Origin of the sequence: Nocardia camponoti (genome assembly GCF_014646135.1) — a bacterium.
Lineage (GTDB): Bacteria > Actinomycetota > Actinomycetes > Mycobacteriales > Mycobacteriaceae > Nocardia > Nocardia camponoti.
In genome coordinates, this window is sequence record NZ_BMMW01000003.1 from 199,687 (window position 1) to 224,539 (window position 24,853).

Here is a 24,853-nt window from a genome sequence, read left to right on the forward strand (position 1 = left end):
ATGCGTATTAACCGAATCGGTGCCCTCCTCATTGTCATTGCGGGCGTCGTCCCCTTGACCGGCTGCGGTGAACCTGCCGCATCTAGTGCGGTCGCCGTTGATGTCGCCGCCCTCGACGCCGGGAACTACTCCTTCTCGCCCACCGAGGTAGATGGAACAGGTCGCGCTGCAAATCGGGAGGCGATTCGAATTGGTGCCATCACCCCACTCGGCTCCGATATCGACCCGCGGTTCCCGAACACGTTGACCACCTACCGGTCCCATCAGATCACCCCGGCGCAACCACCGGAGTACAGCTGGCTGAAGGCAGACGAATTCGACTTTGTCGCACCCGGATTGGTTGCCGGGTGGGAGTCGAAAAGTACTCGGCGCACTGACATCGAATCTGGACGCGAGTTCGTCACCCAGACGATGCGCTTCCGCAGCCCCGACGATGCCCGGTCGGCGGCGGCCGCGCTGTCAGCCCGACGGCCCGGCGACGGGTACCCGATCCCGGGTTATCCCGACGCCATTAGTAAGAAGGTCGACAACACCGCGTACACGCCGAACCAAAACGTCTCTGGTTGGTTGGTTCGCGAGTCGATGCTGCTGTACATCGAGGTCACCGACTGGGTGAACGTGCCTTACGAGACCGCCGACAGCGCGGGCATCGTAGCGAGATTCTTTGACAAACAGGGTGCGGCACTGCGCGACTACACTCCGACGCCGCTCAATGAGTTAGACAAACTGCCAGCGGACGTGGATGACTTACTCAAGCACACTCTTTCTGTGCAGGGGGAGAAGCCCGACGCAACCAGGGGGCTTTACCCTATGACGGCCGCGCTCCATTTCCGACGCCAACCTTCGGCAGCACAACGCACCTATACCGATGCCGGCGTTGACTACATGGCCGTACGGTCCACGATGGTCTTCCGCACCAAAGACGAAGCCGCTGCTGAGCGGTTCGTGATGTCGCTGTACAGCGGGGCCGCATCGGACCCGACATATCGGCCAGCTGACCCGGTTCGTGGGATACCTACCTCGCGGTGTTACACAGCGCCATCAACCGCGTCCATTTCACAGTGCTACGTGGCCGTCGGCCGCTACGTGACCAACGTCAGTGGACCGAATATCCAGGCCACTCATCAGCGAACGGCCGCCCAGTACAAACTGCTTGCGGGATTGAAGTGACTCCAGCAGGGACTGTCCCGACCAACAGTGCCTGCTAGATTGCCTTGGATGGTTCGTGCACTCCGGGGCGCGCAGAGAATGAGGAGACGCGAATGGCCTTGCGGCCCGGCGCAATTGTTGGTGGTTACCGAGTACTGAACGTACTGGGTGCTGGCGGCATGGGCACCGTCTACCTCGCCCAGAACCCGATCCTGCCGCGTCGCGACGCGTTGAAGGTGCTCAGCGCCGATTTATCGACCGACGCCGAGTTCCGCGCACGCTTCGAGCGTGAAGCCAACCTCGCGGCTGGTCTCGACCATCCCAATATCGTCGCCGTGTACAACCGCGGTGAGGAAGAGGGTCAACTCTGGATCGCGATGCAGTACATCCAGGGCACCGACGCTTCCGCTGAAGCGGCAAAGGGCCCGAAGGTGATGCCGCCGCAGCGTGCGTTGCGCATCATCGCCGAGGTCGGCAAGGGCCTGGACTACGCGCATCGGCGCGGACTTTTGCACCGCGACATCAAGCCCGCGAACTTCCTGTTGTCGGCGGCCGAAGACGACGATGAGGAGCGCGTCCTCCTCACCGACTTCGGCGTCGCGAAGTCGTCGGACGATGGGCAAGACCTCACTGCCACCGGCAATTTTATGGCGACCGTTGCCTACGCCCCGCCGGAACAGTTGATGGGTACGTCGCTTGACCACCGCGCCGACATTTACAGCCTCGGCTGCTCACTCTTCAAGTTGCTGACGGGCCAAAACCCTTATCCCGCAACGATGCCCGCGATGGTCATGATGGGCCACCTACACGAGCCCCCACCGAGCGTCACCGCGATCCGCCCCGACCTCCCGCCCGCGATCGACCGGGTAATCGCGAAGGTCATGGCAAAAGACCCAGCTCACCGCTACAACACGTGCCGAGAATTCTTGGCCGACGCATACGCGGCTTTGTACGGCACCCCAATGCAGGCGCCGATGTCGGCGGGTTACAGCACGGCCCCCGGTATCCCCTTGGCGAGCCCAGTGACCGCAGCGACAATGCCGGTGGCACCTTCGTGGTCAACGGACCCGTCGCGTCAGGTAGTTGGCTACGCGCAGCCCCCGGTCGGCGGAGTCCCTGAAGACGACATCTTGACGGCCCGAAACCCCACCCCCACCCGCACCTCGCGCCGAAAGTTTTTGATCCCGGCTTTGCTCGCGGTGGTCGTGGCTTTGGTGGCAGGCACCGGAGTCTTCTTCTTCACCAGCTCGGGTGGAGCAGCCCCCACCTCACCTGATCCGGTGGCACAGGCGCGAAGTGTGCACCCGGAATTCGGCGGAAAAACTGTCACCGCCTTCAACTTTGGAAATTCCACGCTTTCAGTGGTGATTAATCCGAGCCAACAGGCCAAGTTTCTCCGTGACTTAGACTTCACCTACGATCCCAAGTACAAGGCAGTTGGCGACGAAAAGTCACCGCGATCACTCTCGACCAGCGAATACAACCTCAATAAGGATTCCGACCTTGTCATCGTATTCCGCACGGACAGTCAGGCAGGTAACGGCGGATTTCGCGGACTTCCGTATTCGCTCACGAGCGGCGGCGCCAAAGTAGTCGTGGTCGACGACCCATCCACTGTGCAAGCGTTCCAAGTGTGGAGCGATCAGTCTCCGGGCATTCTTGTCGACAAGCTCGTTCCTCTCATTGCGAAGAATTTGCAGTAGCAGGCAGAAGCTAGCGAAACCTATGGAATTTGGGGAGGGAAAATGACGAAGCTTCGAATGGCTTTACTTTCGGGTCTGGTATTGACTGCAAGCTGCGGCACAAGCATCGCAGGGACACCGAATCCCACAGAGTTTCCGGTCGACATCACGAAGCTCAATATGGGCACTTATTCTTCGGAGCCGCTGCGGTACGAATTGGATACGGTCGCTAAGCCAGCAGATGTGCGCACGATTGAGGCGAAGCGCTATCTCGACTATATGATTAATTCCACGGATGTGGATCCGATCGTGAACACCCCGATCAAAGTCGAGACATACTTCAATGCCGACGGACCGTTCAGCACTCCCGTCTTCCCTGACCAACTTCGTGGTCCTATGGCTGACAACAAGCTTATGGCTGGCGCCTATGTTGCCCGCACCGACGGAAGTAGCCGAAGCCCACGCCGCCTAATTCTTTCAGTTCTGCGATTCCCTTCTGATGCAGCTGCACAAACCGCATCGGAGGCAATCGCGACTGGCCTCCGGAGCCCGGAATCTCAAGACATCGCGTTAACGAATCATCCAGAGGTTCACGCCTTCACCAAGGACTGGAGTACGGCTACCGCAACCACCAGCCAGGGTAACTACGCGGTGCTGATCAGCTACGGCAGAGCGCAGCCTGATCAGTCCGTCGTAATGACGAACCTTGCTAAGGCGGTCGACCTCCAACTGACAAAGCTGAAGGGACTCAGCACACCTGAGTGGGAAGATGTCCTGGATAAGCCACTGGACCCCGACGGCATAATGCGGCGGGCATTTCCGCAGCCAGCTGGAATAACTCGACAGTTCGTCGTGGATCCCGACTATGGCGCGCACACGCCAGATGGCGCGATCCACTACGAAAGAAACCCAGATCTCGTAAAGAAAGCACTCGCGGAAAGCGGCACTGACCTTGTCGGGCGACGTGGCGGCATCGTCTACCGCACACGGGATTTGAACGGCGCATTTCAGCTTCAGCTGGCGTTGACTTCACTCGGCCGACGGGACGAGACGATACCGGGACCGCCCCAACTGCCTGATACTCGTTGCATCCGACTGTACGAACCAGAGGCGATTCGTAGTTATGGCCTGATCTGCGCCATCGTCAAGGGACGATACGTTGCTGTGGTAGGAGCGCCAGCAGGTCCTTCAGGGACGATTGATCGTTCGCTGTATGAGCGTGCAGCCGCTCAGTACGCCTTATTGGCGAAATCCGAGTAGGGGGAGACATGAAGACTATTGCCAAGTTAGTGCCAGCAGTGTTAGCGCTCGCAACTCTCGCCGCTTGCTCGACCCAACACAGCGCCACGACTGAAACGGTGAAGTTCTCTGATCTTGAGCCAGGGAACTTCATTACATCCCCGAGGGACCCCAACGAAGCCAAGGTCGACGACACTGGACTCGCCATCGAGGCGGTACGCCTTGGCGAATTCGTCCCGCTGCCAATGGATGTCGATCCGAGTTACGAATTTCAAGAACAGACAACCCCACGAACACGAGTCACTAAGGGTATTCCCGGATCGCTCTCGTTCGTCAAAGAGGAAGAGTTTGCCGAAACGCTCAATGGAATGACGGTTGGTTGGATGACCAGCGGCCACCGAAGAATTTCTAGCACTGCTGGTCGCCAAGGCTTTATCTACGTTTTCCGTTTCGAGTCCGAATCTGACGCTAATGCCGCGAAGCTACGAGTGCTTGAGAAGCAGCGGCGACCAAACGATCAGGACGTGACTGTCCCGGGAGTCGTTGGGGTGTCGAGCAAATGGAACGGTGTGGACCTTGACGCATGGCAGACGAGCAAGAATTTCCTCATCGGAGTCCGGGTCGTCGACTACTTGAGCGACGGTCCCGACGGAGCACTGGCGTTCACGGCGAGCGCCTATAAGAAGACCAGCGAAATGCTTGCCGCCTACGTGCCGACGCCCCCGGACAAAATTAGCAAGCTTCCGATTGACACCGACGAGATGCTGAGCAGGGTACTTCCGAGTCCTCGCGAAGAGTTCCGGCTGAATATCCCGGATGCGGCCGTCGAGTCGGCTCACGCCTCGTTGGGACACGATTACCGGCCGAGGGCGACAGCTAAAGCACTGTCCGATGCGGGTGTAGATATTGTCGCGAATGACGGCAAGACACGGGTGTACCGTGCGGCGAACGCGACCGTCACGAGCAAACTAATTGATGATCTGCTGGAACCTGCCACGGATTATCGGAAGCCGATCGATTCCCCTCGGAATCTCCCCAACGCCCGTTGTTTTCAGGGCAAAGACGATGGCGTACCGAGCTGGGCGGAACGGCCGGTTTGCTATGTCGCGTTCGACCGATACGTGGCGCGCGTAATGAGTTATTCGACTGCGGAGCTCATGCAGCGGACGGCTGCGCAATATATCCTGCTGAGCTCTGGAAGATAATTTGCACTTCGGACTATGATCGGCCTTCGGCACGATACCGCCAAAAAACGGCAGCCTCAGCAATTTGCGGAGGCTGCCGTTGGAAAGATATGAGCGACGCTTTAGAACTGTGCCGACAGGCTACGGTCTGTAGCCTGGAAGTCTTCGTGGCATTGCTTTGCCAGTACGCCCGCCCGCTCGGCGAGCATAGTCAGTTCGTTCTGCGTAGTCTGCCATTGTGCCTGGCGGGCGGCTGCGGCTTCCTTCGTATTACCGTCTTGAGAATTGAAGAAGGAGTCGAAGTCTTGCTTGAAGTCTTCCAGGTCCGCTTTGATAGCCTTAGCCTTATCAGCGATCAGCTGGGCGGAGGCGGGCGCCGCAGCGCTAACCTTTTTTACGTCCACTGCGTTATCTCCTCGTAGGTGGGGTTAGTTGTTCAGAGGGGGGGAAGGTTGAGACCGCCAAGCGCCGATGAACTCGCCTCATCTTGCCCCCGGATCTGCTGCGAGGTCTGGCCGAGAAGACCAGACGCCTCCATGAGCAGGTTCTGTTGCTTCTGCGCACGTTCCTGAAAGTCAAGCATGACTTTCTGGAAGGCGCGCGCGGCGTCGCCCTCCCACAGGCCTGGCACAAGACTGTTGGTCTCATCATCGATGAAGGAGATCGCAGCCTGCAACGTGCCGTGCATCTGCTCGAAGCTCTGCGACTGTTTGTCGATGCCTACCGCATCAAGGTTGAAATCGGTCACCGTTTGTCTCCTTACGGTCGGTTTGGGGAGACTCTTGCTCCCTACTTAATTGGACGCCGCCCGAAGCGGATCGGTTCCATGGAACCTCACACAAATTTCAGGCGACTGAAGATCTTCTTGTCGCGCCGCGGTGCGAACGTGGCGCGCCCACCCCATCCCCCTTCCCCCTGAGCTCTGCACATCGGACTGATGAGCTGCAGGTGCAGCTTACCGACCACCTCGCGGCGGCGCCAGATGCGGTCTTCGGCGATCATGAGTCGACATGAAGTCGACCGATTACGGTCTCGCATGCGGACCTAATCGCCTCCCAGTCGCCGCGATACTGGCAGCCGGTGCTGACTTGCAGCCCCTTCTCCAGGACAACAGACCAGCGAACTGTCGAGCCATCGGCTGGGTGTTCGTCGTACGACAAACCCGGCTGGCCGGACAGCACGGTGCCGCGCCGGATCGGCGACAGTGACCCCGCCGGTCGACCGCGTGCTTGATTCTCTAAATCGGCACGCACCGCGTCGATGGTGACGTCTGCGCCAATCGCTTTCTGCGTGAGGGTAATTCGCTGAGGAGTGGCACTGTCCGGGCGCAGCTCAATGCGCGTCGACGTGACGTCTCGGTGCCACCCAGCAGGGATGTCGAACGTGATCCTGCCAACGGATTCGACGGTGGTTGTCGGCGCTGAACTTGGCGGCGTCACGGTGAGCGGCTGATGCCCGAAAGTCGCTGGGACGGGCGTTCGCGCCGACGTGTCTAAAGCGGCAGAGTCTGAAGGTTCCGGACCACGAATATGCAGAAAGAGACCCGCTGCAGCCGCGATGGCGACAGTCGCAACTGCCGCGACGACGGCAAAAGCACGGGTCCGTGATGGCCGGTCCTGTGCGGCACGGGCACGAAGTCCACCAACCCACTCAGCTTGTGACGGCGCGATCGTGGGCGTGTACACCGGGACCGGGACGACCGGGCAGGAAATTTCCAGCGCGAGACGTTGACGTATTTCGACCGGGTGCTCGTAGACCGACTCGGCGACTTCCCTCACAACAGTGAGGATTTCGGGTGGGACGCGGCCGAACACGTGCAGCAGTCGTACGCGGTGGAGTTCACCGTGCTCGGTCAGCATCGTCTCAAGTGCGCGACGGCCAGCAGGACTCGCCAACTCGACGGGTGCAAGCACCGGGTCGTACTCGCAGATGCCTACGTGGGCCCCACGACCGTCGTACTCGACGAGCGTAGCGGTTGTCGATAGCGAGTCGAACTCAAAGCAAACAGACCGAGTCAGCCGACGCGTCGCCTCGTCGGTATTCGATACGCGCTCGGCGATGGGCACGAACTCAACGTCGTTCGTGAGAGACCGTGCGGCATCGTCAAACCGCTCGCGCGTACGACGGCTCCAACTCGTCGGATGAACGACAACTAGTCGATCACACGGCAATTCAATGCGAAGTCCGCCGAGCAGCTCAGTTAGCACCACCCGCATCGCCGCGGCCGTGCTAAAGGACAATCCGTCGAACGCAAGCCACTCGTCAACCACGTGCCGGACGGCTGATGCCGTCCGACCATCCAGGTTAAGCGGTTGCCCAGCGATCAGTCCGTTGTGATCGCTGTTCAACATGACCGACGGGACTATGTCCCAGTGTGTTTCGGTCGCGCGAGCCCAGATCCTTCCTTCGGAAACAATCAGCTCGACGACGTTCATTCTGCCTGCGGCATCCATGCGGTTTGGATAAGGCCTTCGCCACCTCGGGTGACGTACATGCCACGGCCTGCGGGCTTGGGCCCAGGGCGCGTTGCCCCCATCAGCACACCTTCATCGCGACTGGCGCTCAAGATAAGTCCCGCGGCACCAACGTCTTTCATGCGCGCGACGGTGGCTTCGTACATCGCTCGTCCAGCACCACCAGAACGTCGAGCGATGATCAGGTGGAAGCCCATGTCGCGCGCGTGCGGAAGCGCATCAACAAGCGCGGCAACGGGATTGCCACTCGGCGACGCGACCAGGTCGTAGTCGTCAACGATGACATACAACTCAGGAAGCCCGTTGAGCCACGCGCGCTCACGCAACTGCTGCGGGGTGACATCTTGACCGGGAGCGCGGTTGGCTACGTACCTGGCCAGTTCGCGCATCTGGTCATTGAACTTTGGTGCTGTCGAGCCGTAGCCAGCCTCGTATTCAGCGGGCACGGATCCCAGCAACGTTCGGCGGTAGTCACCGACGATAAAGCGCGCCTCGTTGGGCGAGTTCGACGCCGCGATACTTTCCATGATCGACCGCAGCAGCGTGGTCTTACCGGACTCCGAGTCGCCGATGACGATGAGGTGGGGACTCTCGTTGAAGTCGAGGTAGACGGGCGCGAGTTCGGCCTCGTTGATACCGATCGGGATGCGGAGGCACTTGCCCGAACGGTCGACGTTGCTCGCCCAATTGCCAGCAAGGTGCAGCAACTGTTCGCGCGGCAGTCGGTCCGGCAGCATCCGGACCTCCTGTGCGAATCGACCCGGGGTTGCCGCGCGGATCTGTTCGACCGCGGCAGCGACCGCTTGGCCGAGTGCGGCTGGGTCGACAGAGCCATCGATTCGCGGCAACGCCGTGAGCATGTGCAGCGCGTCTGGTGTCATACCGCGACCAGGCCGCCCCTGCGGAACCAACGCGGCATGCTTGCGGCCCAGGTCGGAGTCCATCGGGTCGCCGAGGCGAAGCTCGATGCGAGTACCGATCTGATCCTTGAGCGCAGGGCGCGCTTCCGCCCACCGGTTGAGCGCGATAACGACGTGGACGCCGTACGAAAGACCCTGTACCGCAAGGTTATTGATCGACTGCTCAAGCGCGTCGAAGTCTTGCCGGATCGAGCCGAAGCCGTCAATGACCATGAACACGTCGCCGAACGGATCTTCGTGCGCACCGGCGGCCGCTGGGCTCGACGAGGGCGGCATCGAGCGCAGGCGACGGAATTCCGCCATCGATTCGATGCCGAGCTGCCGGAACTTCGCCTCGCGCATGCGGACGATGGTCGTCATCTCGGCGATAGTGCGGCGCACCTGATCCTCGTCAAGACGGCTTGCGACTGAGCCGACGTGCGGCAGCCCAAGCAGCGACGACAACGTGCCGCCACCGAAATCGAGGCAGTAGAACTGGACCTGCTCGGCGGTGTGGGTCAGCGACATGGCCATGATCAGCGCGCGCAGCGCGTTCGACTTGCCCGACTGGGGACCGCCGACGATGGCGACGTTGCCGCGAGAACCGGACAGGTCGATGACGTACGGGTCGCGACGCTGGTCGTATGGCCGGTCCACAATGCCGATAGGCGCACGCAACGTGGCGATGGGCGACCATTCGCCGGTGAGCAGTGAGCGCGGAACGAGTTGATCGAGAGTTGGTGCGTCGCCGAGCGGCGGCAACCAGATCTCGTGCGCTGGCCGACCGTGGCCTGCGATCCGCGACACCAGCATGTCGAGGTTCGAAATGCCTTCGCCCTCGTCGTCGGCTTCAGCAACGAAGCTAGTTTCGACAGGCAGCGGTAGGCGATCCGAGGCACGGAAGCTTACCTGGTGCGCGTCGAACGGGCGTGCGGCGACGTCGATTTCACCAGCGACGGTGCCGGCGACGGTGACCTCGCGCTGCGGGCCCGCACCAACGTAAGTGCCCGAGACGTAGGACGCCTGGAAGCGCTGAATCTCCCCCGACCCACCCTTGAGGTATCCCCCACCCGGCGAGTTCGGCAAGTTGTACGCGTCCGGCACGCCCAAAACCTGGCGAGATTCGTTCGCCGAGAACGTCTTTAGGCCGATTCGGTACGACAAGTGCGACTCAAGGCCCTTGAGTTTGCCCTCTTCCAAACGCTGTGACGCGAGCAAAAGGTGTACGTGCAGCGAGCGGCCAAGGCGGCCGATCATCACGAAAAGTTCCGCGAAATCCGGGTGCTGGGTCAACAGTTCGGAGAACTCGTCGAGGACCACGAACAGTGCGGGGAGTGGGTCGAGGTCAGCGCCTGCCGCGCGTGCCTTCTCGTATTCGAGCACGTTCGCGAAGTTGCCTGCCTGGCGCAGCACTTCCTGGCGGCGGTTCATTTCGCCTGCCAGGGCGTCTTTCATGCGGTCGACGAGGTCGGCTTCCTCTTCCAAGTTGGTGATGATCGCCGCGACGTGCGGGACACCCTCAAGGCCGAGGAAGGTCGCGCCGCCCTTGAAGTCGACGAGGACCAAGTTCAGTTGGTCGGGCGAGTGCGTCGCCAGCATGCTCAGTACCAGCGTGCGCAGGAATTCCGACTTGCCCGAACCGGTCGCGCCGATGCACAGGCCGTGCGGGCCCATGCCGTTTTCGGCGGCTTCCTTGATGTCGAGTTCGACTGGCAGGCCGTCGGCGCCAACGCCGAACGGCACACGCAACCGCTCGCGGCCGTAGCGCGGACGCCACGCCTGCTGCGGATTGAAGTTGCCAATGTCGCCCAGGCTCATCAGTTGGGTCCAGGTGTTGATGGCTTCGGCGTCGTCGGTGTCGGTATCGGCACCGATGCGCTGCACCGCCGCACGGAACGGGGCCAGTCGACGCGCGGCCTGCTGCGCCTGCTCAGCGCTAATCCGGTCGATGCCAGCGAAGCGTTCCTGGTTGCCCGACGCGCCTCGACCGAAGCATTCGCCGTTGTCGACAACGAGCTTGATGCCACGCGAAGCGGCGAGGCGCGGTGCGTAATTGCACAGGTCAAGGATGGTGACGCCCTCGTAGCCCGACTCGCGCAACTGCTCGTCTTCGGCTTCGAGCAGACCGCCGTCGACAAGTAGCACGATGTGCACGAGGTTGGGATTGTTCGGCTGGTTGCGCGAGTAGCGAACACGGTTGGCAAGCAGCGGGTGCAGGCTCGCGAGAGCTTCGCGAATCGAGCCGTAGAACATGCGCTGCGACCCGATGCCGTCTTGCGATTCGGGGTGCTGGGTGTGCGGGAGCCACTTGGTCCACTCCCACTCGCGCGCGGTGTCGGGACCACAAACTACGGCGACGAGCACCTGATCGGGAGCCTGAAACATGCACAGCTGCAACAACATTGCGCGCGTCATGTCGCGGGCTTGGACGCGGTCGCCGTCGAGCGCGATGGTGCCGAAGCCCTTGACCGCGATCGCGGTAGGCAGATCGGGCACGGTGGAATGGGTGCGAACGAACCTGCGCAGCGACACCGCGGCGATGGGTTCGAGTTCTTCAACCGGACCGGTCTCCGGCGCGACAAGCCGGGTTGCCAACCGCTGGCCACCTAGGCCGATGCGCGCGTGGCAGAAATCCTTGTCGCCCGATCGACGTTCCCACATGCGACTCGTGCCAGCGAGCATCCAGATGAGCCCTGGCTCTGGGTGACTCCACTCGACAGCGGCGCGCTGCTGCTTGGCGGTCTCATCGACATCGCGACGCACCTGGTCGAGGTAGCGCAGGTAGTCCTTGCGGTCCTCATTCGCCTCGGCGGCCTTGGCCCCTTTGCCGCCGCCCTGACCGAACATCGTGACCATCGACATGATCATCATCAGCGGGAACATCATCGACATTGGGTTGGACAGCATGCCGCTGCCCTGGGTGAACATCAGCGCCATCATGCCGACCATGCCGACGACCATCACGACAGGCATGAGCTTCATCAACAGGTTGCCCGGCGTGATGCGCGGGATCTCTGGTGGCGGCTGCAAGGTGACCTCGCCACCCGGCGTACGCGGCAGCTCGCGGCGGGCACGGCGTTGGAACCGGACTGTGCTCATGGTCGAAGAAACCCCCCTGGTGTCACTGCGGCAAGTCTGTCAGTTCACGACGCAGTGTAGAGGTCGTGGCTGACATGTCGTATGGTTCGTCAGGCATTCTGCTGTCCGAACAGTGGGTTCCGCAAACTCAGCGATCGTGGTGCGATCGTGCGGAAACACGAGGTAGAGACGGAGTTGGGGGAGATTTTGACGCACGCGCGACTCGATCATGGCAACCATCTAGACGAAGATTCCGGTCGCGGAATCGTTCGTGCACCCGATCTAACGCGGGTCACCATTCTGGCTAAACACACCCAGGTAGACATGGCGATTCCGGTTGATGTTCCGGTCGCGCTCGTGATTCCGAGCGTGGTCGACATGGTCGCCCAACACAGTCGGTCGAACGATTTCGACAACGACGGGGAACGCTACGAACCGGCCGAGTGGGTGCTCGCGCGCATCGGTCATCCCCCCTTCTCAAATTCGCTGAGTCTCGGTGAGCACGGTGTCCGCGACGGCGAATTGTTGATGCTCGAAAGCGCGACGCACACCGCGCCAACGCCGCTGTTCGACGACATCATGTACAACGTCGCGATCGCCGACGCCGAGCATTACCAGCATTGGACGCCCAAGTCCGCGCGGATCACCGGTTCGATCATGGCCGCGATCACGATGCTCGTTGGCTGCTTCGGCCTGCTCGCTTCGCCCGCCGCACTCCCGTTCTGGGTTAGTGGCTCGCTCGCCCTGCTCGTCGCGGTGTTGTGCGTTGTCTCGGGCACGATCTTGAGCCGCATGTACGGCGACACGTCCGCCGCGCTTGTCCTCGGCGGCTGCGCGCTGCCGACCGCGTTCACCGCGGGCATGCTTTTGGTGCCCGACCACTACGGCTGGGCCAATCTGTTGCTTGGCGCCGCGCTACTTGGCGCGACGGCGATTCTGGCGTGGCGCGTGACCGGGGTCGGGCTCGCACTGTTTATCGGGACCGCGACGGTGTCGATTTTCGCGGTCGGCGCTGGGCTTGTTGGTCTGCTCACCGAGCAACCGACCAAGGCGATCGGCGCGGTTGTCGCCGCCCTCGGGCTCGCCGGGCTCTCGCTCGCCCCGCGCGTCTCGATGCTGCTCGCGAAGCTCCCGCTTCCTCCTGTTCCCGCCCCGGGCACGCCAATCGACCCGACCGAGGACGATCCCGACGACCACCGCGCGCTGCCCACCCTCGACGCCCTGCGTGTGCGTTCGGAACGCGCGCGCATGTACCTGGCTGGCCTTGTCGCGGCGACCACGCTCGTCACCGTCACCGGCGCGCTGCTTGCCGTCGATCCGGGCGCGAACACCGCCCAGTGGCCCGGCATCGCGCTCGCGCTGGTGTGCGCGGTGGTGCTGATGTTCCGCAGTCGCACCTACGCCGGTGCCGAGCAGGCGATCGTGCTGATCGCTGGCGGTGCCGCGATCGTTTTGCTGATGCTGATCGGCGTCGCTGTTGTCCTGAGCCAACCGCTTGTTGTGTTCGGCGCATCGATTGTGATCTTGGTTGCCGCGCTGATCGCGGGTCTGATCATCCCGAACCAGCAGGCGACACCGCCGATGCGCCGGGCCGTCGAGCTTGTCGAATACGGCTTCGTCGCCGCGGTGCTGCCGCTGACGTTCTGGGTCGCCGACCTGTACGCGCTGGTGCGCGGGCTGTAAAGCTCTACTTCCGCTGGGCGAAAGCCCGGCGGATGGGGAACGACGCGAGCACGCCAAGCAGGGTGAGGAACGCGATTACGCCAGTCCCGATCAACGCCACATTGCGTGCGGTGTTATCGGGACTTGGCGGCGTCGCTGGCACGGCCAACTGCACCGACTTGCCCTTCGCGCTCGACGGGCGCTTGACCATCGTCTTCGACAGGTCAACGTCGTGGGTGAGCGCGGCGAACGGGTCGACCGTGCCGAACCCGCCGTAGGGATTCCAGCCTTCGGGCGTGTTGTGCGTTGTCGCTTGGATGCGCGAAATAACTTGTGCCGCACTGAGTTCCGGGAACCGAGCGCGCACTAGCGCGGCCACGCCCGAAACATAAGGTGCCGCGAAACTCGTGCCAGCGATGTCCTGCACCTCGCCGTTGGTGCCGACGGTGCCGGTCGCGAGGCCCGTGCTGTTCGGGTCGAGCGACACGATGCCCTCGCCCGGCGCGGCGACGCCCACCCACGGGCCAGGAACGGTGAAGGCCGAAGGCGCGCCGTTCGCGTCGACCGAGCCGACCGAAAGCACGTACTGGTCGTACCAGGCGGGCGTGACCGCCGTCGCGAGCGAACTCCACGGATCAGCGCCTGGATCAAGCGGATTGATACCCGGGTTGCCAGTGCACGCCTTGTTGTCGGAGTTACCCGCCGACGCGACGATGACCGCGTCTTTCACGGTGGCGGCATACTGCACCGCCGCGCCGAGCGTTCGGTCGTTCATCGTCGGCGAGCCGCACGCGACCTCACTGATGTTGATAACGGTCGCGCCCATGTCGGCGGCATGCCGAACCGCTTGCGCGAGGCTCGTCGTATTGCCAACGCCGCCACCGTTTTTCGGGTCGTTCGGGTCGACTTGGGTGCCCTTTGGTCGATAGTTGCCCGATGACTGCCGAATCGCGATGATCTGCGCGTCCGGTGCGACACCGGAGAACCCATCACCCGAACTAGGTTGCGCGCCAATGATTCCCGCGACAACGGTGCCGTGCGCGTCGCAGTCCTCGGTGCCGTCGCTGGACGCGACGTAGTCGCCGCCGCCGGCGAGGTTAGGGAGTCGAGGATGCCGCGCGACGCCGGTATCGATCACCGCGACCGTCTGACCAGCACCGCGACTGAACTGCCACGCGTGATCGAGCCCGAGGAAAACCTGCGCGGGCGGCGTGGCGGCCGACGTGGTCGTTCGCGTACTCGTGCACGCGTTCGCGGGCTCAACCTCGGTGTAGGGCTTGGGCGGGGCGTCGCCGGGCGTGAGCGCCCCGTCGATCGTCGGCGGACCAGCCGCCACCGCACTCGGCGCGCCAACACCCGCCGAACAGCCAACAATCGCCGTGGTGAGCAAGAAACGCGTCACCAACCGAGTCGAATTACGGTGCACCCCAACCCCTCCCAACGTCATTACTTAGCTGCGGCGACCGGCTGTTTCGCGGGTGACGCGTCGGGCGATATGCCGTCGTGGGCAACCATCGCCTCGTCGCGTCCCAGCGCTGGACCGCTCGCGAGCAGCCCGATGATCGGCCACGGCGCAGGCTCGGCCTTCGCGCTTTCGAGCCCAAGCGCCTTCACCGCATCAGCGTTTTTGATGCCGAAGCGCACGCCGGTGTCGGCGATGTAGAACAGGCTGTCCTTGCGACGGCTGTCGGGTTCGATGCCGGTGGCTTGCGCGTACGCGCCGGTAGCGGGCGGGATGTAGACCGAGTCCGCGTTCGGGCCAGCGCCGTCGGCCTGGGCGAGGTCGACCAGCTTGGCCTTGTCCGGGATCGGCAGGTTAATACCGGTAAGCACGGCAACTTCGGCGCGCGCGGTGCCGTCGGCATTGTCGCTCGCGCCCGAAATGGGCTTCCAGCTGATGCAGCTGACCGGCGCGTCCTTCGACGAGATCAACTTCGCCTCGGTCTGCGGGTAGCTCTGCACCTTCAACGCCGACGAGACGGGCGCGTTCGTGTGCTCGGTGGCCTGAATGGTCGTGCCAGGCATTTGGGTGTCGTACTTGGCGCGAATGATGCGCGCGGTCACCGACGACACCGGCTGCAAGCCGTCGTGCAGCACGACGTAATCCTTGTTCGACTGGTTGAACACCTGCACGATGTCGCCGATGCGGTGTCCGCTCGCGCTGTAGGACGGCACGCCACCCGGGTTGACGATCAGCGGCGGAATGATCGGCAAGACTTCGGGGATCGCGTTGAGCAGGCCCTCGCTGATCGGGCGCGGGGTCGCGCCGGTGATCGACAGGGCGTCCGTGACCGCGCGTTCTTTCATGTCGACTCGGGCGCGCTTGTTGTCGTAAATCAGGTACGCCGAGTCTTTGCCTTGGACGAGCAGTACCTCGCTGTTGGACATCTTCGATGCCTTCGAGCCCAGGTCAGGGTCGCCAGCGAGGACCGAGGTTGTCATGTTCGACGTGCCGTCGGCCTTGAGTTGGTCGCACACCGACCACGCGCGACCCTTACCTGCGGAGTCATAGCGCAGCGACGATGGCGCGCCGGGGATGCCGATGAGCTGACCGCGCGGCTTCTTGCCGAGTTCGGACTCTTTGACGATCACGGCTTTGGACGCGTCGCCCGCGGCTAGTCGCGCGGAGGCGAGATTCAGCGCGGGGTGGACCACGTTGTCGATGACGACGTAAACCCCACCTGACTCTTTTCCGATGAGGATTTTGTTATCGCCGATTTTGTCCTGCGGGCGCAACAGCGCGAGCACACCACAGCCCGCGAGCACGACAAGGCCGAGCACAAGACCCACCGCGTAAGCCCGCGTTTGGGCGCGCATTGGGTCGTGCAGCATTCGGACATCGCGGCGAACTAGGGCGTGCTCCATGCGACGCACCAAAAAGCGATAGCCGCTGACCTGCCACCGAGTAGTGGGCTTTGAAGGCATGCGTTCCTCCCCCGAACAGTGCTCTCGTCAGTCCGACACAGTACAGTTCGGAGGCAAAACTGGTTCGTCTGGGGGAGGAACGCATGACGGTTTCCGATCGGCCGCGCCCGCTGTTCGGCCGCATTTCGCAGCGTCAGCTGGTACTAGCTCAATTTGTTGCCGCCGTTGTCGGCGTGATTTTGCTCGTGTGCAAGGTGGATCCGCTGATCGCGCTCGGCGTCGCTGTCGCGGTGCTGCTGCTGCCGCTGATTCCGGTGCGTAAACGCACGCTGATGGCGTGGATCGGCACAATTCGGCGCTACGTCGGCAAGCGTGGATACGCCCTCGGCGACACCGTCGATTTTCACGACACCGACGGTCGCTCGGTCGGGCTGTATTGGGAGGGTTCGCGAGCGACGACCGTCGTTGAGGTGCTGCCACCCAAGGGCGGGCTCACTCGCATCGCGCGCACCACGGTTCATGCTTCGCATCTGTTGCCGGTCGCCGAGCTTGCCGGCTGCCTCGACCAGCACGACATTCTGCTCAGCGGCATCGACATCATCAGCCACGGTCATCGCAGTCGCGCTGGCACGCCCGCTGGCGCGATCTACGAATCGCTGCTCGGGCCGCTGCCCGCGACCGCGCACCGCACGGTGTGGCTCGCGATCAGCTTCGACGCGGTCGCCTGTCCGGACGCTGCCGATCGACGTGGCGGTGGTGCCGACGGTGCCGCCCGCGCGGTCACGGTCGCTACCCAGCGCATCATGCGCACGCTTGAAGACGCGGGCTGCAACGCTCGTGTGCTCACGTCGCCGGAGATTCGCAAGGCCGTCGCGCAGATCGTGCCCGGTGTCGATCCGCGCACGCTCACCCAAGGGTGGCGCTTCGCCGAGATCGGCAACGCGGTCAACATCGGCAGCGCGGTCGACCCGACTCGGCTCGATTCCGACCTGCTCGCGCAACTGTGGGTCGCGCCGTCGCGGGGCACCACCGTCGCGGTTCGACTACGCCCCGGTACTAGCGCTGAATCGGTTCGTATCGGCGCGGCATGGCGCCTAACCGCGCGCGAGCTACCGGAAAAGTCCACGGCCCCCCTTTCTAAAGGCATGATTTCGATGGCGGGGAAGCATCGCGACGCGCTGCTCGCGCATCTGCCCATCGCCGTCGGCGGGGTCGACGACACCGTGCCAACGCTTGAATACCCAATCGACGCCATCGACCGACTACACCTGCCGTCGTCGGGCTGTGGGCAGTTGCTCGGTTCCGACGACGCGGGCAACGGCGTCGCGACCCGCATCATCGGGTCGGGCATCGCGACCGTCTACGTCGCTGGCGAACTGTATTTGGCGCAGCAGTTGGTGTTCCGCGCGCTAGCTGTCGGCGAACGCATTCTCGTGCGCACCGACCGCCCGCAGGCGTGGGATCAGCTAGTTCAAACGATCGGCAACCCCGAACGTCTCACCATCGCGATCGAATCGCATCAGTCCGATGCTGGCTTCACCGCCACCGTCGTCGACGGGGTACTCGCGCCCGCACCGCACGCGGGTGTCACCACGATCTACCTCACCGCCGATCCCAACGGCTGGCCCAACGCGCGGCCCGATCTTGAGCTGTACCAACCCAATGCGATCGGCAACCGAGTTGTGTTGCGCACCGGCACAACTCGCGTCGACCTCACCCTCGTCTCCATCCCGCGCGAAGCCACCTACATCGGGCAGCCGCGTGGTCAACGTGCGATGGCTGGTCAGCCCGGATAAGGCTCAACGCTGCGGGCGGCGCGCAATGCCGTTGCCCACCAAGACAATTGGCCGAGCATGCGCCATGCCGCGTCGATCGCGGCATCGTCATTGGTCGCGCCGGTTGCCTTGTCGAAGCGACGTTTAGCCTGGGCGAAGCTCACCGATTCGCGCATCGAAACCATGTGCAGTTCGGCGACAACCTGGCGTAACTGTTCAACGGCACGCAAGCCGCCAGAAAGTCCGCCATAGGACACGAAACCGATTGGCTTAGCGCGCCATTCGTGTTTCACGCTATCGAGGGCGGCCTTCAGCGAGGCCGGGTAGCCGTGGTTGTACTCCGACGTCACGACAACGATCGCGTCCGCGTCGGCGATGCGCTGCCGAAACGCCGCGGTGTCGTCGGTTTCGGCGAGCGTGGTTGGCAGGTCGAAGTCGGCGAGGTCGATTACACCAACGTCGAATTCGTCGCGTTCGCTTGCCGCACCAACGAACCATTTCGCGACCGTCGGCGCGAACCGTTCCGGGCGCGTACTGGCGACGATGACCTCCAACCGCAGCGGCGTTTCCATCCCGCGAGCTTAGCTATCGACAGGGAAGTGACATGATTCCTGTGCTCGACTAACGGCAAGATCGAAAGGGGGCAGCTAGTGATCATCGCGCGGTGGCAGTTGGTGGAAACCCTTGGCGCACCCGACACTTGGTCGATTCTGGCTTCTGGAACTGAGCCGCGCGACTGGACGTCGTACCAGCGTGCGGTCCCGGCGCGTCTGCAGCGCATCGTCGCCGCCGCCTACGAATCGGGTCAGCCGGTGGAAGTGATTTTGCCGAAGTCGCGCCATCCGTGGTCGGAGTTGCGCATGCGCGCGGTGCCGGTCGGGTGGCCAGGCGAGCCGACGCTCGCGGTGCGTGTTGGGGTCGGCGACGTTGCCGATGACCTCCCCGCGGCACCGTTCCTCGTGAACTCACGCACGCGCATCGTGCAGACGCTGCCCGAGGGTCTTGGTCCGCATTTCAGCACCGGGCTCGTTGAGTTTCGCGGTGCCGAACCGTTCGAACGGGTTGAACGGTTCGACGGCGACCTGGATTTCCTTGCGACACTTGGGCGTTCGACGCCCAATAGCCGCTGGTCGGGAATCGCGACGGTGTACTCCGCGATCGGCCCGCGCTCATTGCTGATCGCGACACGCAACGGGCCCGATCGCTACTCGTGGCGTGGGCTCGTCATTGATGTCACCGATAGTGTTGCGCCGCAACAGAAATCGTTCGAAGCAGCGACACTCGACCTACTGCGCGCGACACAACCCGATCTCTACCTGCTCATCCTCGACACCGCCCAATTGCGTCAGGTGCGCTGGGTGAGCGAGCCGGTACCCAATCTGCGGTGGCGCGGGGTCGATGAGCGCGAGATGGTGCACCCCGACGACCGCGCGCGCGTCGCCGAGATTCGCACGCGAATCCTCAACGGGGACAAGCGCGCTGGCGTGCGTGACCTGCGGCTATCGACGGAATCGGGTGGTTGGCTCACCGCCGATGTCGAGGTGTCGCCGCTGCCGGGCGGTGGCCGCGACGACATCCCCGCGTTCGTTTTGGCGCAGGTGCAAGTTACGGGCTAGCGCTGCTGATTTGCTCGACAGGCCAGTTACGGCAGTTCGAACGGCAGCGTCACGCCCGTGTGCACCGTGCAGCGGGGGCACGTTTCCTCGCTGTCGACCCCCGCGACCGCGCGTCGCATCAGTTCCTTGAACGGCCCGAGGTTCTTTTTGAACTCGGCGAACACATCGACCGCGTGCACGCCTTCGCCCTCTTCGAGACCGGCGTCGAGGTCGGTGATCAGCGCGACAGCCGAGTAGCACATCTCGAGCTCACGGGCCAGAACGGCTTCGGGGTGGCCGGTCATGTTGACCAGGTCCCAGCCTTGCGCGGCGAACCAGCGGCTTTCGGCGCGGGTCGAAAAACGCGGGCCTTCGACGACGACCATCGTGCCCGAGTCTTCGACGCGCAGCGTGTCGTCGGCAGCCTTGATCGCGGCGGAACGCAGGTCGTCGCAGTAGGGGTCAGCGAACGAGACGTGGATGCCGCCGCCGTCGAAGAAGGTCTGCGGGCGGCCCGACGTGCGGTCGACCAGTTGCTCGGGCACCGCGACCGTGCCCGGACCCCAGTCAGCGCGCAGGCTCCCGACCGCGCACGGCGCGAAAATCCGCCGCACACCGAGCGAACGCAGCGCCCACATGTTGGCGCGGTAGGGCAGGGTGTGCGGGGCGTATTCGTGCGACTTGCCGTGACGCGGCACGAACGCGACGGCGCGTCCCTCGACCTCACCGATGGCGATCGGGGCGCTCGGCGCACCGTAGGGCGTCTCGACGTCGACGTGCTCAACGCCCGCGTCGAAGAAGTCGTAGAAACCGCTGCCGCCGATGACAGCGAGCGCGGGACGGGGAAGCGAACTCATGCGTGCGACCTTATCTGACAATTCCCGCACAACCCTGTACCCTAGGGGGGTATTAGCTCGGCACCGCGAGCTGCCTGGCCCCGCGAGGAGACCACCGTGACCGAATCCGAGAACCCAACCACTTCGCCCGACCAGTGCCACTCGACCCATCAGGCGCACGGCTACATCACCGCGAAAGACGACTACCTCAAGCGGTTACGTCGCATCGAGGGCCAGTCACGCGGGTTGCAGCGCATGGTCGAAGAGGAAAAGTACTGCATCGACATCCTCACCCAGGTTTCGGCGATGACCAAGGCGCTGCAAGCTGTCGCGATGGGCTTGCTTGAAGACCACATCAGCCATTGCGTTGTCGACGCGGCCGTGGCTGGTGGGCCGGAAGCCGAAGCCAAGATCAAGGAAGCAACCGACGCGATCGCGCGTTTGGTCCGGTCCTAACCGGCCGCCCAGTCCATCCAGGGATCGGCGGATTCCGCGACGACAACATCGGCGACGAGCAAGCCGGACTCGCCCGACTTGAGCGGCGGCACCAGGTCGTTCCCCTCCGACGACAGGATGCGCGCCACGTCACCGCCGCCGCGCAGTCGCACGAAACCGGGGGAACGCCGGTCGCGCACCGACCAACCGCCGAGTGGCGCGACGGCAGCGGACGCGATCACCGCGACGCCGGCGTCGCGCGCGTACTGCGCGCTCACCGACGCGTTCACCGCGACAACGATGTCGTCGCTGACCTCGTGATATTCGGTGAAACCAGAGAACGCGGCAACGTGGACCTGCTCCCGCCACAGGTCCGCGCGCCGGTCTGGGCACAGGTGGTCGGCGCCGCCGAGCACGCCGATCCTGCCCAGTTCGGTATCGACAACAGGCGGCAAACCCACTCCGTCGTCGAAAACTTCCCGCTCCAAATGCGTCGGGGACGGTTTGCGTGATACCCGAACGATGCCTGCAGGGCTGATCACCGCATGCGCAAGATAAAGTGCCTGACCTGCGCGTTCAGCGAAGCCAAGCACGACCCACGTGTGCGCCCAGCGCGCGGCGTCGGCGATCGCGCGCAATTCGGGACCGTCGGCGCTCATGGCGTTGGCCAGGTAGCGTGCGCGAAAATCGCCGTCCCAGTCGACGGCGGAATGCCACAGCCACCACGGATAGCCGGGCACAAACGCGTCGGGAAAGGCGATCAGGTTCGCGCCGACGGCTGCCGCATCCTCGATGTAGCTGAGGGTTTGGGCGACACCGGCCGCCAGATCAAGCCAGGCGGGCTCGGCTTGCACCGCCGCCGCACGGAACTGGATCGTCATAGCAACTCCTCGTTCCCCCTCGAAAACCAGTGTGCTGCAAACACTTCTGTTCGCTAAGTCATTCGCCGCCAGCTCACTGACAATTAGTGCCAGCCGCGCCGGAATTCACCTGGCGTCATGCCGGTGACCTGACGAAAGACCCGATAGAAGTGGCGTTCTGACGTGAACCCCGCGGCGAAGGCGATCGCGGACGGCGATGCCGTTGATTGCCGCAGCATCCGTTGGGAGTGGCGAATGCGTAAGTCGCGCAAGGTAATTCCCACGCTCTCGCCGGGTCGGTCGAAAAGCCGGAAGAGGGTGCGTGTTGAGATGTGACAGGCGGCGGCGATTTCGGCGGTGGTGAGGTCGGGGTTGTGGAAGTTGTTGCGGAGAAAGGCGAGCACCTGTTCGCGACGGAACGCATCGGCGGGAGCCTCGACGGGTTTGGCGCCGGAGGCGAAAAGGATGAGCGAGCTGATCATGTCGAGTGCGGTTCTCGCGAGCACATTCGCCTGCTCGGGTGCGGTTTCGCGGAGGCTGGCCAGACCGAGGAAGTAGTTGGCGATGAGCGTGATCGCCGGGTCGTTCGGCAAGATCGTCGCGGATTGGATCGACGCGTTCGCCAGGCCGGGCTGGGCGCGTAGTAGGCGCGTCGGAACTTGGATAATGATCATTTCGAACGGGTCGGTGCCATCCCAGATCGAAGGCAACGCCGAGTCGAGAATGGTGAGCTGACCCGGCCCAGTAGGCGCGGTGCGACCCTCCTGGGTGAGGACCGGCCGCCCACCGATGCCAACGCTGACGAAGAGGTATTCCTCACCCGCCGCGCTCACATGTCTGCGCGATCGCCGAAAGATCTGATTCGACCCCGCGTGCCTGACCAACTCGAACCCGGCCCCGCCAGGCAACCCGCTTGCCACAAACCCGCCGGTGACCGGTTGTTCATCGACGGCCGTGTCCAAGGCGAACGGGATGTGATACCCATCGGTCATCAGCGCGACCCACTCGTCAAACCGAGGGTCGCGCGAGTTCGGCACGTAAAACTGTGCGGGCGAACTACTTTGGGGTTCCGACCGGAACATGGCGCCACCATAGCGCCGATAACGTCACCGAGCCAGCCGTTCCCAATTCCGAAAACCCCAGTGTGCGACCTGTTTTCGTGAGGGATTCACCCGGCAGTGTCCCGATTACGCACCGCTATGCCGGGGTCAGTGCGGCGCCCCGGCGCGTTCCGGCGATGGAGCTCAGCAGCGTCAGGTCCGCGACGACTAGGCCCTCTTCGCCCTCGGGCAGCGGCGTCGCCAATTCCTGGCCGCTCGGGCCGAACACGCGTGACACTCCCCCACCACCGTGCAACAAGCGACGGTCGGGGCCCGATGAGTCGGCGACTTCCCAACCGCTGACGGGAACAACCGCGACCGGGGCGATGACGAACGTCGCATGGTCAAGGGCGTAGCGAACACTCGTCGCGCACGCGACATCGCGGGTGGGATCAGGCTCGTCGCCCTGGGCAACCGTGAATCCCGACCACGCGGCGACATGAATTTGTTCGCGTGCGGCGCGCAGGTGCGCGACCCTCTCCGCGTCGGCGTGGTCGCTGCCACCGAGCACCCCAATGCGGCCGTGTTCGGTCGCTTTAATCAACGGCGTGGAAGTGCATTTCGCGAAAACAGACTGCTCTAACCCGACCGGCGACGCTTTACGCGCGATTGTGATCGTGCCTGTGCTTTCCACCAATGCCTGCGACATAAACACCTGCCGCCCAACACGTTCGGCGAAACCCAAACTCACCGCGATACCGCGCCTGCGCGCCGCGTAACTGACCGCCCGTAACTCAGGACCTTCCGCCGAAAGCGAATTAGCTAGGTACCGCGCCTGGAACTCGTCGCCCCATTCCACCGATCGCAACCACATCCACCAGGGAAAACCCGGCAGAAACGTTTCCGGAAACGCGACAAGCTGGCAGTCCGCGTCGGCGGCGGCGTAGACAAATTCGGTCACCTGTTCGATGCCCGCTGCTTTGTTCAACCACTTCGGCTCCGCCTGCACCGCGGCAACGCGCACTTGCTTCATCGCGACTCCTTGTCTTCCTTGTCAAAGCGCCAATTTCACTCTGGCTGACTCGGTCGCGATTTAAACCGTCAGCGCGTGCCAGGCTCATGACAATTCGTGCCAGCAAGTGCCGCACGATATTGCCCCGGCGTCACCCCAACAAGCTCGCCAAAGGTGCGGTAAAACTGGCGTTCCGACGCGAATCCCGACCCACGCGCCGCGGCGGCCACCGAATTGCCTTGAGCGAGAATCTGTTTCGCCCGTTCGACGCGAAGTGTTCGCAAGTACCCGCCGAGACCGCCGTCAATCCCGTCGACCATCCGGTAAAGCGTGCGGCGCGACACCTGGCAGCCCGCGGCGACACGGTCGGCGGTGAGGTCGGGGTCGGTGAAGTGCGCCCGGACGTAGTCGAGCACTTGCTGCCGCAGCAACGCCGACATATCGGTCTTCCCCGGCTCCGACCCTGCCGCGATCGACGCCGCGCTGCCAAGCAGATTGATCCCCGATCCCGCGAGCATCGCGGCAGCACGCGGGTTGGCATCGCGCATCGCGGCGACGCGGCGGAAGTACGACGCGATCATCGGCCCGACCCGGTCCGCGATCACCAACCCAGCGGGCCAGTCGTCAGGACGTATGCCGAGGACGTCGCGCACCCGGTCTCGTTCGACGCGAATCGTCACGTCCTCGATATCGCCTTCGCTTCGCCACGCGATCGTTTGGGTTGTGTCGTAGAAAATCATCGAACCTGGCTTAAGTACCGAGCGTCGACCACCGTGCTCGACGCGCGCGGTACCAGCGACAACGATGCTGCCGATCACGTGGACAGCGTCGGCACGGGCGATGTGCCGACGCGTCCGCCTTAGTTCGTGCCCGCCCGCGGTCACGGTCCCGACCGAGACTTCGCCGAAGGACGTCGCGGCCATCCGACCATGAAACGGACCGGGCACGGTCGGCGAAATCGACACCTCAGTCAGCGAGCCCGCGACGACCGCGGCCCACTCATCGAATGCCTCTTTGCCCGCAAACCCAATCTGCACTGACGGAATTATCCCATCTGGCAGAGAACCG

At 63.5% G+C, this 24,853-nt stretch carries 21 protein-coding genes; 8 read left to right on the forward strand and 13 right to left on the reverse strand.

Features of this window, described 5'->3' with window-relative positions; genetic code table 11:
- From IEX78_RS15820 to IEX78_RS15835, 4 genes are all read left to right on the forward strand, one after another.
- The gene (locus IEX78_RS15820) at nt 1-1,170 is read left to right on the forward strand and encodes a DUF7373 family lipoprotein (RefSeq protein ID WP_188829777.1); all 1,170 of its coding nucleotides are present in this window, start codon (nt 1-3) and stop codon (nt 1,168-1,170) included.
- Between the two features lie 92 nt (nt 1,171-1,262).
- Entirely contained in the window at nt 1,263-2,852 is a 1,590-nt protein-coding gene (locus IEX78_RS15825; protein ID WP_188829778.1) for a serine/threonine-protein kinase, read from the forward strand.
- 42 nt (nt 2,853-2,894) lie between these two features.
- Complete coding sequence (locus IEX78_RS15830) at nt 2,895-4,091, forward strand: DUF7373 family lipoprotein (RefSeq protein WP_188829779.1); 1,197 nt, start codon at nt 2,895-2,897, stop codon at nt 4,089-4,091.
- Nucleotides 4,092-4,099: 8 nt separating this feature from the next.
- On the forward strand, nt 4,100-5,275 hold the full coding sequence (locus IEX78_RS15835) for a DUF7373 family lipoprotein (protein ID WP_188829780.1): 1,176 nt from the start codon (nt 4,100-4,102) through the stop codon (nt 5,273-5,275).
- 101 nt (nt 5,276-5,376) lie between these two features.
- On the opposite strand, the gene IEX78_RS15840 is transcribed toward IEX78_RS15835, so the two are convergent.
- From IEX78_RS15840 to eccCa, 5 genes are all read right to left on the reverse strand, one after another.
- Entirely contained in the window at nt 5,377-5,658 is a 282-nt protein-coding gene (locus tag IEX78_RS15840) for a WXG100 family type VII secretion target (RefSeq protein WP_188829781.1), read from the reverse strand.
- A 32-nt stretch (nt 5,659-5,690) separates the two neighbouring features.
- Entirely contained in the window at nt 5,691-6,002 is a 312-nt protein-coding gene (locus tag IEX78_RS15845) for a WXG100 family type VII secretion target (RefSeq protein ID WP_188829782.1), read from the reverse strand.
- Between the two features lie 86 nt (nt 6,003-6,088).
- Nucleotides 6,089-6,256: a hypothetical protein gene (locus tag IEX78_RS15850; RefSeq protein ID WP_188829783.1), complete on the reverse strand. Its 168-nt coding sequence runs from the start codon at nt 6,254-6,256 to the stop codon at nt 6,089-6,091.
- Nucleotides 6,253-7,605: a type VII secretion-associated protein gene (locus IEX78_RS15855; protein ID WP_188829784.1), complete on the reverse strand. Its 1,353-nt coding sequence runs from the start codon at nt 7,603-7,605 to the stop codon at nt 6,253-6,255. Before IEX78_RS15855 ends, IEX78_RS15850 begins: the two co-directional genes overlap by 4 nt.
- 80 nt (nt 7,606-7,685) lie before the next feature.
- Nucleotides 7,686-11,726, reverse strand: coding sequence for a type VII secretion protein EccCa (gene eccCa / locus IEX78_RS15860; protein ID WP_188829785.1), 4,041 nt, complete (start codon nt 11,724-11,726; stop codon nt 7,686-7,688).
- Between the two features lie 186 nt (nt 11,727-11,912).
- Between eccCa and eccD the strand changes: the two genes are divergently transcribed.
- Nucleotides 11,913-13,388, forward strand: a complete 1,476-nt coding sequence (gene eccD / locus IEX78_RS15865) for a type VII secretion integral membrane protein EccD (protein ID WP_188830233.1) — start codon at nt 11,913-11,915, stop codon at nt 13,386-13,388.
- 4 nt (nt 13,389-13,392) lie between these two features.
- Here eccD and mycP read toward each other — a convergent pair whose 3' ends face one another.
- Both mycP and eccB read right to left on the reverse strand, forming a co-directional pair.
- A complete protein-coding gene (gene mycP, locus IEX78_RS15870) occupies nt 13,393-14,769 on the reverse strand; it encodes a type VII secretion-associated serine protease mycosin (RefSeq protein WP_229684035.1) in 1,377 nt (458 codons plus the stop codon).
- A gap of 44 nt (nt 14,770-14,813) precedes the next feature.
- Complete coding sequence (gene eccB, locus IEX78_RS15875) at nt 14,814-16,292, reverse strand: type VII secretion protein EccB (protein ID WP_188829787.1); 1,479 nt, start codon at nt 16,290-16,292, stop codon at nt 14,814-14,816.
- Between the two features lie 83 nt (nt 16,293-16,375).
- Between eccB and eccE the strand changes: the two genes are divergently transcribed.
- Nucleotides 16,376-18,028, forward strand: coding sequence for a type VII secretion protein EccE (gene eccE / locus IEX78_RS15880; protein ID WP_188829788.1), 1,653 nt, complete (start codon nt 16,376-16,378; stop codon nt 18,026-18,028).
- Here the strand turns inward: eccE and IEX78_RS15885 are convergent.
- Complete coding sequence (locus IEX78_RS15885) at nt 18,016-18,579, reverse strand: NADPH-dependent FMN reductase (RefSeq protein ID WP_188829789.1); 564 nt, start codon at nt 18,577-18,579, stop codon at nt 18,016-18,018. The two genes, eccE and IEX78_RS15885, sit on opposite strands and share 13 nt — an antisense overlap.
- 78 nt (nt 18,580-18,657) lie before the next feature.
- Here IEX78_RS15885 and IEX78_RS15890 point away from each other — a divergent pair, with 78 nt between their 5' ends.
- The gene (locus tag IEX78_RS15890) at nt 18,658-19,623 is read left to right on the forward strand and encodes a GAF domain-containing protein (RefSeq protein WP_188829790.1); all 966 of its coding nucleotides are present in this window, start codon (nt 18,658-18,660) and stop codon (nt 19,621-19,623) included.
- A 26-nt stretch (nt 19,624-19,649) separates the two neighbouring features.
- Here the strand turns inward: IEX78_RS15890 and IEX78_RS15895 are convergent, their stop codons facing one another.
- Entirely contained in the window at nt 19,650-20,459 is an 810-nt protein-coding gene (locus IEX78_RS15895; protein ID WP_188829791.1) for an S-methyl-5'-thioadenosine phosphorylase, read from the reverse strand.
- 96 nt (nt 20,460-20,555) lie between these two features.
- On the opposite strand from IEX78_RS15895, the gene IEX78_RS15900 reads away from it, so the two are divergent.
- Nucleotides 20,556-20,894, forward strand: coding sequence for a metal-sensitive transcriptional regulator (locus tag IEX78_RS15900; protein WP_188829792.1), 339 nt, complete (start codon nt 20,556-20,558; stop codon nt 20,892-20,894).
- Here the strand turns inward: IEX78_RS15900 and IEX78_RS15905 are convergent.
- The 4 genes from IEX78_RS15905 to IEX78_RS15920 form a co-directional block, all read right to left on the reverse strand.
- On the reverse strand, nt 20,891-21,754 hold the full coding sequence (locus tag IEX78_RS15905) for a nitrilase-related carbon-nitrogen hydrolase (protein WP_188829793.1): 864 nt from the start codon (nt 21,752-21,754) through the stop codon (nt 20,891-20,893). The genes IEX78_RS15900 and IEX78_RS15905 overlap by 4 nt on opposite strands.
- Before the next feature lie 83 nt (nt 21,755-21,837).
- Nucleotides 21,838-22,815, reverse strand: a complete 978-nt coding sequence (locus IEX78_RS15910; protein WP_188829794.1) for an AraC family transcriptional regulator — start codon at nt 22,813-22,815, stop codon at nt 21,838-21,840.
- 115 nt (nt 22,816-22,930) lie between these two features.
- Complete coding sequence (locus IEX78_RS15915; protein WP_188829795.1) at nt 22,931-23,806, reverse strand: nitrilase-related carbon-nitrogen hydrolase; 876 nt, start codon at nt 23,804-23,806, stop codon at nt 22,931-22,933.
- Between the two features lie 68 nt (nt 23,807-23,874).
- The gene (locus tag IEX78_RS15920) at nt 23,875-24,822 is read right to left on the reverse strand and encodes an AraC-like ligand-binding domain-containing protein (protein ID WP_188829796.1); all 948 of its coding nucleotides are present in this window, start codon (nt 24,820-24,822) and stop codon (nt 23,875-23,877) included.
- Nucleotides 24,823-24,853: the final 31 nt, after the last annotated feature.

Coding starts and splice junctions, on each gene's coding strand:
- IEX78_RS15820 (WP_188829777.1), top strand. CDS start 1: ATGCGTATTAACCGAATCGGTGCCCTCCTCATTGTCATTGCGGGCGTC.
- IEX78_RS15825 (WP_188829778.1), top strand. CDS start 1,263: ATGGCCTTGCGGCCCGGCGCAATTGTTGGTGGTTACCGAGTACTGAAC.
- IEX78_RS15830 (WP_188829779.1), top strand. CDS start 2,895: ATGACGAAGCTTCGAATGGCTTTACTTTCGGGTCTGGTATTGACTGCA.
- IEX78_RS15835 (WP_188829780.1), top strand. CDS start 4,100: ATGAAGACTATTGCCAAGTTAGTGCCAGCAGTGTTAGCGCTCGCAACT.
- IEX78_RS15850 (WP_188829783.1), bottom strand. CDS start 6,256: ATGATCGCCGAAGACCGCATCTGGCGCCGCCGCGAGGTGGTCGGTAAG.
- IEX78_RS15855 (WP_188829784.1), bottom strand. CDS start 7,605: ATGTTGAACAGCGATCACAACGGACTGATCGCTGGGCAACCGCTTAAC.
- eccCa (WP_188829785.1), bottom strand. CDS start 11,726: ATGAGCACAGTCCGGTTCCAACGCCGTGCCCGCCGCGAGCTGCCGCGT.
- eccB (WP_188829787.1), bottom strand. CDS start 16,292: ATGCCTTCAAAGCCCACTACTCGGTGGCAGGTCAGCGGCTATCGCTTT.
- eccE (WP_188829788.1), top strand. CDS start 16,376: ATGACGGTTTCCGATCGGCCGCGCCCGCTGTTCGGCCGCATTTCGCAG.
- IEX78_RS15885 (WP_188829789.1), bottom strand. CDS start 18,579: ATGGAAACGCCGCTGCGGTTGGAGGTCATCGTCGCCAGTACGCGCCCG.
- IEX78_RS15895 (WP_188829791.1), bottom strand. CDS start 20,459: ATGAGTTCGCTTCCCCGTCCCGCGCTCGCTGTCATCGGCGGCAGCGGT.
- IEX78_RS15905 (WP_188829793.1), bottom strand. CDS start 21,754: ATGACGATCCAGTTCCGTGCGGCGGCGGTGCAAGCCGAGCCCGCCTGG.
- IEX78_RS15910 (WP_188829794.1), bottom strand. CDS start 22,815: ATGTTCCGGTCGGAACCCCAAAGTAGTTCGCCCGCACAGTTTTACGTG.
- IEX78_RS15915 (WP_188829795.1), bottom strand. CDS start 23,806: ATGAAGCAAGTGCGCGTTGCCGCGGTGCAGGCGGAGCCGAAGTGGTTG.